The organism is Nostoc sp. CCY 9925 (genome assembly GCF_963920935.1).
GTDB lineage: Bacteria > Cyanobacteriota > Cyanobacteriia > Cyanobacteriales > Nostocaceae > Nostoc.
On sequence record NZ_CAWUDO010000161.1, the window covers coordinates 1 to 12055 of the forward strand.

At 41.7% G+C, this 12055-nt stretch carries 8 protein-coding genes; all 8 read right to left on the reverse strand.

All coding sequences use genetic code 11. The features are described 5' to 3' along the window. Positions 1-18: 18 nt before the first annotated feature. A complete protein-coding gene (locus tag ACM0OY_RS37355) occupies positions 19-3543 on the reverse strand; it encodes an amino acid adenylation domain-containing protein (RefSeq protein WP_414573768.1) in 3525 nt (1174 codons plus the stop codon). A gap of 12 nt (positions 3544-3555) precedes the next feature. Further along, positions 3556-3906 (reverse strand): AMP-binding enzyme, encoded by a 351-nt coding sequence (locus ACM0OY_RS37360; protein ID WP_414573762.1) that lies wholly within the window; start codon positions 3904-3906, stop codon positions 3556-3558. A gap of 219 nt (positions 3907-4125) precedes the next feature. Then, positions 4126-4464: an AMP-binding protein gene (locus ACM0OY_RS37365; protein WP_414573769.1), complete on the reverse strand. Its 339-nt coding sequence runs from the start codon at positions 4462-4464 to the stop codon at positions 4126-4128. Next, positions 4442-5485 carry a condensation domain-containing protein gene (locus ACM0OY_RS37370; protein ID WP_414573763.1) on the reverse strand — a complete coding sequence of 348 codons (1044 nt, stop codon included), beginning with the start codon at positions 5483-5485 and terminating at the stop codon, positions 4442-4444. Before ACM0OY_RS37370 ends, ACM0OY_RS37365 begins: the two co-directional genes overlap by 23 nt. Further along, complete coding sequence (locus ACM0OY_RS37375; protein ID WP_414573764.1) at positions 5470-5817, reverse strand: class I SAM-dependent methyltransferase; 348 nt, start codon at positions 5815-5817, stop codon at positions 5470-5472. The genes ACM0OY_RS37370 and ACM0OY_RS37375 overlap by 16 nt, the downstream gene beginning before the upstream one ends. 78 nt (positions 5818-5895) lie before the next feature. Next, positions 5896-9681 carry a beta-ketoacyl synthase N-terminal-like domain-containing protein gene (locus tag ACM0OY_RS37380; RefSeq protein WP_414573765.1) on the reverse strand — a complete coding sequence of 1262 codons (3786 nt, stop codon included), beginning with the start codon at positions 9679-9681 and terminating at the stop codon, positions 5896-5898. 59 nt (positions 9682-9740) lie between these two features. Further along, positions 9741-11438 (reverse strand): pyridoxal phosphate-dependent decarboxylase family protein, encoded by a 1698-nt coding sequence (locus ACM0OY_RS37385; protein ID WP_414573766.1) that lies wholly within the window; start codon positions 11436-11438, stop codon positions 9741-9743. Between the two features lie 71 nt (positions 11439-11509). Further along, complete coding sequence (locus tag ACM0OY_RS37390) at positions 11510-11965, reverse strand: hypothetical protein (RefSeq protein WP_414573767.1); 456 nt, start codon at positions 11963-11965, stop codon at positions 11510-11512. Between the last annotated feature and the right edge of the window lie 90 nt (positions 11966-12055).

Below are 12055 nucleotides of genomic sequence, written 5' to 3' on the forward strand. Positions count from 1 at the left end.
TTTTTTCTTTTAGTCCTTTTATTCAGAATACCCGGAAAGTGACACAAGAGGGTTATCACCTAGATAAATTGTACCGCCTGGTTTCATTGCCTCAATAGCAATTTCTAAAACGTTAATTAAATAGTCGGCACTAGGAAAGTATTGAACCGTGGAATTCACAATACAAGTATCAAATTTTTGTTGATACAGTCCTTTGATTTGTTCTGCACTAGCAAGGTGTAATTCTACCTTCTCTGATTCCGCAGGTTTGTTTTGCAGATATTCTGTAATGTAGTCTAAGCCAACCTGAGAGATATCAATGCCGACATATTTTTCTACCACAGGTACGAGTCGGAACAACACCAGCCCAGTACCGCAACCAATTTCCAACACCTGTTTTGGTTGGTAGGAGAGGATTTGCTCGATGCGATAGTCTAACCATTCTCGCATCTGAGCTACGGGAATGGGTTCTCCTGTGTAACTATCAACCCAGCCAGTTAGGTTGAAGGTGGGGTCAGATGTGACATGGGACTGGGTATAAAGGTGCTTGTCAAATAATTCTGCCCAGTTAGCTTTTTGATGTTCCAACAATGACTCGCTATTGTTCTCGTTAACCACTGTGGAAACAATTTCTGGTTTGGGTACAACATAAGCAACTAAAGCTTTATCCTCAGTTTGAGAACCTACAGCTAAAACTAAAGAGTCTCGCACTGCTGGATGTTGAGCCAGACAAGCTTGGATTTCGGTGGGTTCAATCCGAAAGCCGCGGATCTTCAGCTGATCGTCCACACGACCGACAAATTCAAGGATACCATCGGCACGTCTGCGGACAAGATCCCTGGTGCGATAGATTTTGGCGTGAGGATCTAAACTAAAAGGATCTGGGATAAAATTTTCTGTTGTTAAATCGGGTCGTCGCCAGTAACCCCGCGCCAAACCATCTCCACCAACGTACAATTCCCCAACAACACCATCTGGGACGGTTTCTCGCTGAGTATCAAGGATGTAAACGTAGGTGTTAGATATTGGCTGGCCAATGGGAACTTGTTCTCCATCACAGTCGGAAATGTCTTGCATCCGATGACAGCAACTGAAAGTTGTGTTCTCTGTGGGGCCGTAGCCGTTAATGATTACGCAGTCACCAAGATGGGTTAATGCTCGTCGAACCTGCTGCACAGAAAGTACATCGCCTCCAGCAAGGAGTTGGCGAAGTCCTCGAAGCCCATCAATATTTTCGTCAACCATCAAATGAAATAAACTAGCAGTTAACCAAGCAGTGGTTATGCCTTGTTGCTGAATCAGTTGTCCTAATTCTTTTAAGGAGGGACGGCTGGGGGCAATTACTAAACGACTTCCGTTGAGCAACGCACCCCAAATTTCAAAAGTAGCAGCGTCAAAAGTTAATGGTGCTAATTGTAAAAGTACTTCTGATGCGTCCAGTTTAACGTAGTTGCATTCTTTCACTAATCGCACTACACCGCGATGGACTACACTCACGCCATTAGGCTGTCCGGTAGAGCCAGAAGTATACATGATATAGCAAAGATTTTCAGCACCAATTTGCACAGGTAAGTTAGTTTCCTGTTGAGCTGCGATGATGGCTTGGTTTTGGTCTAGGCAAACTAGTTGTGGTGCAATGCCTTTAAATTCTCTAGGAAGCTGTTGTACCGTTTGACTGTCAGTGATAATCAGGTCAAGGTTTGTATCTTGGACAATAAATTGAATGCGTGCCGATGGATCTTCTGGGTTAAGAGGAACATAGCCAGCAGAAGCCTTGAGAATCGCCAGCATTGCCACTATACTATCTATCCCCCGTCCCAGGTAGATGCCGATTAAGCTTTCTGGTGTTACACCCAAGGTTTGCAAATATCGGGCAAGTTGATTAGCTCTAGCGTTTAGCGCTTCGTAGGTTAGTGTTTGTTCTCCGTAGACCAGAGCAATTGCCTGTGGTTGTTCAGCTGCTTTGGCTGCAAAAAGTTCGTGGATTGTCTTGTCGCGTGGATATGAAATCTGCCAGTTATTACGCCCAGCACTGAGCAATTCCATCTTTTCCGCAGTTTCGAGAATTCCCACCTGCTGAATATTTTGATCGGCATCAGTACTGAGCGATCGCAATAAATTGACATAGTGGCCGGCTAATTTTTCGATGGTCGCAGCCTGAAATAGATCGGTATTATAAATTAGATAACCAGTTAATCCATCGTCAGCCTGTAACAGATGCATCTCTAGATCAAAGCGCACAGTATGTGCCTTAAAATCAAGGGTTTCGATCTCAAGACCAGGAAAGACTGGTGGTTTCATGGACGCATTCTGAAAAGCAAAAATTACTTGAATTAGCGGATTTTGGCTGCTATCCCTTTCTGGAGCCAGTACCTCTACCACCTGTTCAAAAGGAAAGTCTTGCCGTACATAAGCTGCTTGGGTAACTTGGCGTACCTGTTTCAACAAGTCTGAGAAAGTCATGTCTTGGGAAACTTGACAACGAAGCACTAATGTATTGACAAAAAAGCCAATGAGATTTTCGATTTCGCTACGGTTGCGGTTGGCGATCGGCGTTCCTATTGCTATGTCTTCTTGACCTGAGTAGCGGTAGAGTAGAACAAAAAAGGCCGCTACCAAAGTCATGAACAGGGTGGCACTATGTTTCTGGCTCAGTTTTTCTAGGGCGATCGCTGTCTTTGCCGTTAAGTGGAACTGTACGTTAGAACCAACGAAGGTCTGCACCTGTGGACGTGCATAGTCTTTAGGTAATTTTAAAGGTGGCAGCCCTGCTAATTGATATTTCCAGTATGCAAGTTGCTTTTCCTGTACCTCACCTTGTAGCCAAGCACGTTGACCAACAGCAAAATCAGCATAGCTTATTGACAATTCGGGTAGGTGTGGCGTTTCTTTTGCGATCGCTGCTTGGTAATACTGACTGAGTTCACGGTTAAAGACTCCAATAGACCAGCCATCAGCGATGATGTGATGCAAACTGATCAGGAAAATGTACTCGTCTGCCTTGAGTTTCAGCAGTGTGAAGCGAAAAAGTGGTGTTTTACTCAGATCGTAACGCCAGAGATATTCATCTTTACATATCTGGGCAATGGCATTTTCATCTGTAATCTCAATGACGTTGAGAGCAACCTGCACAGATGGCTCAATTCTTTGTATCGGCTCCCCATTAATTATAGGAAAGCAGGTGCGTAAAGATTCTTGACGCGCAGCGATCGCTTGTAAGGCAACTGCTAGGATATCTGCGTTTAGGATGCCTTGGATGCGATAACTGATAAGGATGTTGTACGCAGGATTGCCTGGATCAAAATTATTTAAGAACCATAAACGTCCTTGGGCAAAAGACAAAGGTGCATCGCCTGCTATCGATCTAGGAAGTATCTGGGGTAGAATACCGCAGGAATCGCTGAAGACGTTCACAATCTTAGCAGCCAACTGGGCGATCGTGGGAGCGGCAAACACATCTGATAATTGCAATTCGACTGCAAAGGCAGCGCGGATGCGAGAAACAATCTGGGTAGCTAGTAGGGAATTGCCTCCCAATTCAAAGAAGTTATCGTCAATGCCGATTTTTTTAACTTCTTAGATATCAGCCCAAATATTAGCTAAAAGCTCTTCGGTAGAGGTATTGGCTGCTACAAAAACTACTTCGGAATTCCTCTGGTTTGGATCAGATGCTGGAAGATTCCGACGGTCTACTTTCCCATTCGGAGTTAAAGGTAAAGTATCCAATAAAACAAAAGCAGAGGGAACCATATAATCGGGCAACAACTCCAAGAGAAAGCCACGCATTGCAGTGGTGCTAGGCGCTTTGTCTGGCTGCGCGACGATATAAGCCACTAATTGCTGATTACCTATTTTGTCTTTTTGGGTAGTAACCACTGTCTGAAGTACATCGGGATGTTGAGCTAACGCAGCTTCAATTTCTCCCAATTCAACTCGGAAGCCCCGTATTTTTACTTGGTTATCGATGCGACCAATAAACTCAATGTTACCGTTGGGTAGGTAGCGAGCTAAGTCACCAGTTTTGTAGAGGCGTGTTCTTGGTTCATTGCTGAAGGGGTTATTACCCCTCTTCTGTCACTTTCCGAAAACATTTGCCATTTCTGAATCTTAGAGCTTTTGTATAGCAAGCGATAGCACGATTATTTTCTAATAACAAATACAAGGCCTATTTTTTTCTAATAGTATAGCTTGTATTGATTGTCTCATGAGGCTTCTAGCGATCGCCCTCCCGGAGAGTGACAGAAGAGGGATAATTTGCCCTAACTCTTCTAAAGACGGTGTGTGAGCAGGGGAAACCACTAATCGTCCACCGTTGAGTAAACAACCCCAAATCTCAAAAGTCGAGGCATCAAATGATATGGGAGCCAGTTGTAAGAAAACTTCTGCTGGAGTGAGATGAGCATAGTTAGCTGCTTTGACTAACCTTACTACACCACGATGGATGATGCTAACACCCTTTGGTTTACCAGTAGACCCCGAAGTGATTGTCTATGCTGAACCGTTTGACATCACTAGTCAGGTTAGGGTTAAGCCGCATCGTTTGTCTGCTACCCTTGTAGGTTTTGATGGGGGGGCGAGAATGGTCAGTGGGTAGGTCTAAAATGGGGATGGAGCCAGCAAATTGTTCTAACCAGTAAGATTCATGGACTGCCATTGCCTCAGTTTGGCTTTGTTGCTCCTGCCATTGCAGATATTCTTTAAATTGCATAGATGGCTTTAAGTAGCAATCAGCACCCAGGCACTGAGCAGAATATAATGCACCTAACTCCTTGAGGATGATGCCCATTGACCAACCATCAACAATAATGTGATGAATAGTCAAAACCAACAAATGGAGTTGCGACTCTAGTTTGAGAATTGAGAAGCGGCAGAGGGGTTTTTGGTTAAAGTCGAAAGGTTGTTGGTTTTCTTTTTGGAACCAATCAGCTAATTGTAAATTGCGATCGCCTTTGGCGCTGCGCTCCTTGCGATCACCACTATTTAAATTAGAAAAGTCAATTAAAGGAACCTCTACTGTTAGAGATGGTAAAATCTCCTGAAAATCGTTCTGGTTACTGATAACTGTACGTAGAGCTTCGTGGCGGTTGACAATTGTTTGGATAGCTTGAGTTATTGCCCCTTGATTCAAAAAACCTTTCAACTCCAGACCAATGGAAACATTGTATGCTAGCGAACCATCTTTCCCCATTTGTGCCAAAATACCTAATTGTTTTTGGGCTGCATTCAAGGGAATTTTGTCTGCTACTTGGCCGATAATCACAGCTTGTTGAGATAAAAGTCTGGTTTCTTCCATCTCATGGGGAATGGTAACAGCTTCTCGAAATCCATTACCCTGTAATAGTTGCCGCCATTGCCCCGCAGAAAGCAAGGGGTAGGAATGTCGCAAATCATGGTCAGCAAATTTCCACCAACCTGCGGTTAACCCAAAAGTTAGGTCTAACCAGCGTTGGGGAGCTGTTGTTTCTACTAAAACAAGTAATCCACCAGGAGCTAATAACTGCTGCACATGGTTGATTGTTTGAGATTTTGAGTAGCGTGGAGTACATTGGCTGCTATCACCAAATCATACTCATGAAAACTAAAGCCTTGAGTAGAAGGTTCTTGCTCAATATCTAAAATTTGACAGTTGATATTAGGGTAATTAGTGTATTTTTTCTCTGCCTTAGAGACGAATAGGGGAGAGACATCCGTAAATACATACTCAGTGTCATCGCACAGATAAGGCAGAATATGTGAAGTTGTGCCGCCAGTACCAGCCCCAATTTCTAGGATTCGGACTTTTCGCCCTTGCCGATGCTGTAAAGCTGTAGAAATAACTTTTTGTACCAAGGTATTCATAACTACAGCCCCTGGAGAATCTTGGTAAAGCTGGGTTGTTGTGCTTAAATCTCCTTGGGGAAATAACTGGAGTTTGGACTAATAAGCAACACTCAAAGCTTCCATTTGATGGAATAGCTGCGGTTGCGGACTGAACTCAGCTAGCACAGGTGTGAGGCGATCGCTAATTTCACTAGGAGTTACTAAAAAGTCCCGTGGTAGAGAACGGCTAAAATTCGCCTGGGGTCGCCATTCCACCTCATAAAGCCAATCTAACCAAGATTTGTCATTAGTTCCCAGGATTGCTTGTTGACTGGTTCGCTTGCAGGAAAGTCCATCAACTCGGACTACGATAGTCCCGTTTTCATCGTACAAGCGTAAATCAACTATTAAAGTTTCTGGATGAGAAGCTTTAACAGGGCGTAACTGAGTATGACTCCACAGGTTCAGTCCCAGATGGTTGTAGACTTCTAAGCGTTCTACGGCTACGGGTAAATAAATTTCTGATTTTACTGTTTCAGGGAAAACTGCGATCGCCACTTGCAAGCAACCATCCAGCAACACCGGATGCAGATGATAATTCAAAGCTTCGGCAACTAATGTCTCAGGCATCCGAATGCGCCCTAAAGCTTCTCCTTGCTGCCGCCATAGTTGTTCAATAACTTGGAAACTTGCACCGTAATTAATGCCCCGCTCTTGACACTGTTGATAGTAAGCTTTGACAGATATCTCTGGGAAACAGCGACTCCTTAACTGGGAGAAGTTTACTTGCTCTAGTTGTGGCTTTTGTTCTTTAACTACAATCTTGCCGGAGGTATGTAATTTCCATGATTCATCATCCGTTTGCAAACTGTAAATCCTAAATGCAGACTCCGCCGAGTTTTGGCTCAAAATCAACTGCACTGTTTGGATTTTCTCTGCTGGCAAAATCAGCGCATCAGAGATGATGACATCCTCTATAACCAAATTCTCAGATTTGAATGTAGCGATCGCAGCTGCTACTGCCATTTCTAAATAAGCAGCCCCAGGCAAGACAGCTTTTTCGTAAACACAATGATGCTGGAGAAAAGCCGGTGCATCGCTAGCCAGGGAGGATTCAAACAAAATATCTTGATGAGCTGAACGTAACCGTTGACCCAAGAGGGGATGAAGAGAATTAGGAGTTGATGCTTTTTGGTTTGTATCAATCCAGTATCGTTGGCGTTGAAACGGGTATGTCGGCAATGCGACCTTTCGTCGCTCATAGTCTCGGTCAAAGCCTGACCAATCCACCTGTACACCTTGCACATACAGTTGAGCTAAACTGTCGAGTATTTGCTGCCAATCTTCTTGCCCAGGACGCAAAGAGGGCAGCCATAGACCAACTGTTTCTGGTAGACACTTACGACCCATTCCCAGTAGAATCGGTTTTGCTCCACATTCGACAAAAATTTCATAACCTGTACAATACAGAGCTTCCATGCCTGCGGCAAAGCGTACTGGTTGCCGGATATGCTGACACCAATATTCAACTGTAGCTACTTCAGCCTTTACTAACTCCCCAGTGACATTAGAAATGAAGTCAATTTTTGGGGGGAAATAAGTTATCTCACTTGCTACCCGCGCAAACTCCGCCAGCATTGGTTCCATGAGGGGAGAGTGGAAAGCATGGGAGACTTGTAGAGGTGTAGCCTTGATTCCCATTGCTTCTAGTTTTACTACCACTAAGCGGACAGTATCGCGCTCTCCGGAGATAACCACACTTTCAGGGCTGTTAAAGGCAGCGATGCCTACGGCGGGCTTCGCCAACGCTACTTTATCTGCATAAGGTCCAATAATTGGCACAACCTGAGATTCTGAGGCTAACAAGGCCACCATTTCTCCACGAGCTGGTAACGCTTGCATCAGTTGTCCGCGTGCGGCAATCAACCTTAAACCATCTTCCAGGCTAAAAACCCCGGCGACACAAGCGGCTACATATTCACCGACGCTATGACCCATCACTGCTGCGGATTTAATTCCCCAAGACTGCCATAATTCTGCTAAGGCGTACTCTATCGCAAATAAAACAGGTTGAGTGTATGCTGTTTCATCTATGGGTGAAGTTTCTCCTGCTTCTGGATAAAGAATTTTCCCCAAAGGTACATCTAGATAAGGGCGCAGAATTTCCTCACAACGGTCAATGGTGGCGCGAAAGGTCGGCTGTGTCTTGTAGAGCGTGCGCCCCATCCCGATGTACTGTGACCCCTGACCCGTGAATAAAAACGCTACTTTGGGAGAATTATTTCTATGTAAGTGGTTGCTATGTAGGCCAAAAGTGTCCTGATTTTCCGCAAAAGCTTGTAGTTGCTCTTGCAAGTGGGTGGTGGACTCAGCGACGACAGCAAGGCGATAATCAAAATGCGATCGCCCTGTATTTGTCGTAAAGCACGTATCAGCTAGTGGTATTCCCAAATGTAATTTTAAATACTTTTGATAAGACTGTACAAGTTCCTTGAGAGCCTCCTCAGTTTTTGCCGAAAGGGTCAATACATGGAGAGGGCGCTCCCCTTCCGCCACTACACAATCTGGTGCTGGTGCTTCTTCTAAAACTATATGGGCATTAACACCGCCGAAACCGAAGGAACTTACCCCAGATCGTCTAGGGATCGAGTCCCCTTCTTGTGTCCTTAACTGCTGCCAATCTTTTGTTTCTTCTACTATGTAAAACGGACTATTATCTAATTTAATTCGTGGATTTAGTTGCTGATAATTAATTATTTTCGGCAATTTCTTGTGCTGCATTGCCAATAAAACTTTAATTATTCCAGCAATGCCGGCTGCTGCTTCTAAATGTCCAATATTTGTCTTGACAGAACCTAATCCACAATAAATTTCATGAGATGGGATAATGTTGTAGTGTTGATAGAGTTGCGTAAATGCTCGTTTGATGCCATTAATTTCAATTGGGTCTCCTAATGGGGTTCCTGTACCATGAGTTTCGATGTAAGAGACTGTATTAGGTGGAATATTTGCCTTTGTATATGCAGAGCGAATGACTTGTGATTGAGCATAAGCATTAGGAGAAGTTAAAGTCCGGGCAGCGCCGCCATGATTAACAGCACTTCCTCTAATCACGCCATAAATACGATCTTTATCTTTAATTGCATTTTTCAGAGATTTTAATAAAAGAACTCCTGCCCCTTCACCTCGCACATAACCATCCGCTTCCGCATCAAAAGTTTTACATTGTCCTTGCGGTGATAACATACCCAATTTACTGAAAGAAACGTAATAGGTAGGAGTAGACAAAACGCTGACTCCACCGACTAGCGCCAGCTTACATTCATTGTCTTTCAGCGCCTTGATTGCCTGATGAAGTGCGACAAGCGAGCTGGAACAAGCTGTGTCTACAGGTACGCTGGGGCCATGAAAATTGAAAAAGTAGGATATACGATTGGGAATAATACAAGTATAAGTACCAGTGGCGATGTGACCTTCAATACGATTTTGGTACTTTTCCAGTAATTCTTTATAGTCAAAATTACAAACTCCGATAAAAACACCTACATTAGCTCCTGATAAGTCTGTAGGGGAATATCCAGCATCTTCTAGACATGACCAAGTAAGCTCAAGCATTAACCTTTGTTGAGGGTCTATGATTTGTGCTTCTCGTGGTGAGATACCAAAAAATAAGGGATCAAATTTATCTGCATCTTCAATAAATCCACCCCATTTACTAATACTTTTGTTAATTTCATGGGGATTTGCAGAATATAACTTCTCCATATTCCACCGATTTGCAGGAACTTCAGTAATGCTATTGATTCCTTGCTCAAGATTGTTCCAAAACTGGTGATAGTTATTAGCCCCAGGAAATCGACACGCCATGCCAATGATTGCAACTAAATCTTCTGATTGTGTCATACTAAGTAAATTTGAAAATTTCAGTAGTTTTGTTAACAGTCTTTGGCGGCGTTAATGGATTAATTTTCTACAACCATATCTAGGAGAATATGCAAATTATCGATTATTGATAAAATATTAACAAAAGGATTAATTATTATACATTTCCACCCACTAATTGACATACCTGATTTGTTGACAATTACCTGATGAGAATATCCTAAAATAGGTGTGTTATGACTTCGCATATTCTTACTTTTGGCAAACAAATTGTGATTATATTCATTTATTTTTTGAGTAAAATTACAATCTTCTTCACTAGTTCCAAGTAACTCTCTGTTGTAAGCCTCTTGCGCTTCCATCCCAGGTGGATAAAACCGCCAAAGTGTGCTTGTTCCAGGAACATTTTGATTTAAAATTTGGACAGAATTTTTAAAACTGAAGTGCAATTTAGATTGAAAAATGATGCTTTGTTGGATAGCATAACCAATCATAGTTTGGTATCCTTCATAACCTAACGCATATAAATTAGCTAAAATCATTAAAGGGCCATCTCCTGGACGAGAACTTTCAGGCGTGTAAGCACCTGGAAATGAGCAGAAGATATCTTCAGTAAAATATGGGGTTTCGTGGAAATCCTTTTGTAGTAATAACAAATCTCGTTTATTTTTAAAGATTAAGGCACTAGAAGTATAAGCTGTAAAACCATGTTTATGGGGGTCAACTGTAATAGAATCTGCATAAGATAAACTAGAATATAAATTGTTTAATTTTTGAATAACATCAAGAGTATCTGTAGAAAATCCTAAAGAGTTTTCAGTAATTTGATAATTTTTAAATATACTATAAACCCAGCCAACAGCAGCATCTACATGAATATGAGGTTTAGGGACATGATATTTTCTGCATAATTCTTCGCAAATTTTCACAACGCCTTTAACATCATCCACACCAAAAGAATCAGTCTGTCCAGCAATTAAATATATACAGACAACCTGTTTATTTTCTTTGATAGCTTTCTCCATTTGAGATTGGAAAGCTGGCAAAGATATACTAAAATCAGGTGTAACAGAAACAGATATAACATTTTCAGTGCCGATACCAAGTAAGCGAGCTGCGTTGACATTGGTATAATGACCAAGAACTGATTGTATAATCACAGGCTCTTGATTAGAAAAGGCTTTAAAGCCTTTTTCGCCTAAACCAGGGAATGCTTTTTCCAAGGCACATCTAACTGCCCAGTAATTACTTGCAGAGCCTCCTGATGTAAAATATCCTCCTGATATTTTTGGTTCAAAACCTATAATTTCAGCTAAATGTGAAATAGCTAACTGTTCAGCTTCAATGGCTTTTCCAGCATAGCTTTCATAAACTAAATTTGGATTAATAATAGCACAAGCAAATTTAGCAAGAATAGCTGGTATTAAAGGAGGAGGAATAACATTTAGAGGAGCATATCCCGCTGAATAATTGGGAACATTTCCTAAATAATTTAGAATAATATTTTGAATAACATCTTCAATTGACCAACCTTTTGTAGGGATTTTATTGATTTCTAATTCAACTTTGAATTCTGTATTTATCGATTCTGTTAAATTTGCATCAATTAATATTTTTTTTAACCCGGCTAACAATTGAGTAACAACATCCAAAAAATCATCATCTAAATTTGTGTTATTAAGGCAATATTGACTATACTTTAAAAGTAAATTGTTTAATTTTTGGTTTTGATTAATTAAATAAAAATCATTTTTTTCTTGATGTATTGCCTTAATCATTTTAAAAATTATTTAACCGTGAAAATTTACTTGAATCAAGAATAACTTTTAGCGTTGATTTTTCTCATTTTTTACATTAAAAGAAGAGTTTCACCTGAGAAATATTTATCTAATGCTGGTGAAATACTGAGGCGTGAAGGGGGATGAAATGCAAGAGCATGGACAGAAGCAAGTAGGTAAGCAACCTCAGATGATTTAACAAATGACATACCACCTAAAATTTCTACAGCCTGCGTTGTGACACATGCGATCGCACGTTGAACTAAGTAACGTACAAATAGAGATTTCGCTACTGTCTTATCATCTTTCTCTCCATTCATTATGGAATAAGCCAAACCCTCAAGTGCGGCCATTGCACCTTCCACCTCTGTTGCTAGTAAAACACGCTCAGAAGGTATACCTTTGCCATCTTTCAATACACGCTCAACTAAAGCACTAGCAATGCCAAGATAAGCAGCTGAGATGAATAGTTCAAACCAAATAAATGTCTGAGACTGTACCGAATTTAAATGACCAGGTTTACCCATATAGTAAATACATTCTTGGGGTACATAAACCTCTTTAACCCTCTTGTGTCACTTTCCGGGTATTCTGAATAAAAGGACTAAAAGAAAAAA